The sequence below is a fragment of the Monashia sp. HAY1-2A genome, assembly GCF_056755315.1.
Genome location: NZ_JBNDHY010000886.1, coordinates 1 through 229 on the forward strand (window position 1 = coordinate 1; position 229 = coordinate 229).

General features: G+C 56.8%; 1 protein-coding gene. It reads right to left on the reverse strand.

Annotation, left to right across the window (positions count from 1 at the left end; all coding sequences use genetic code 11):
- On the reverse strand, positions 1–229 hold a 229-nt coding region (locus tag ACPYOM_RS24300; RefSeq protein ID WP_481347947.1), incomplete at both ends, for an FUSC family protein.

Genomic DNA, 229 nt, shown 5'->3' on the forward strand with positions numbered 1-229 from the left:
GTCGTGGTACCAGAAAATGCACGCCGTTCATCGCCAGCAATTGCAGGGTATACACTGCAGTCACCGTCATGCCGACCATCGCCAGTCCGTAGTTTTTGCGCAGAACGGTATAGGACAACAGGGTGATCAGCAGCATGCACAGCAGCGTGGTGCCTTCCGGCAGTTCCAGTTTGAGCAAGCCTGAGGCAATCAGCAATCCGGCCAGCGTACCGAGTGCACGGTGCTGGAT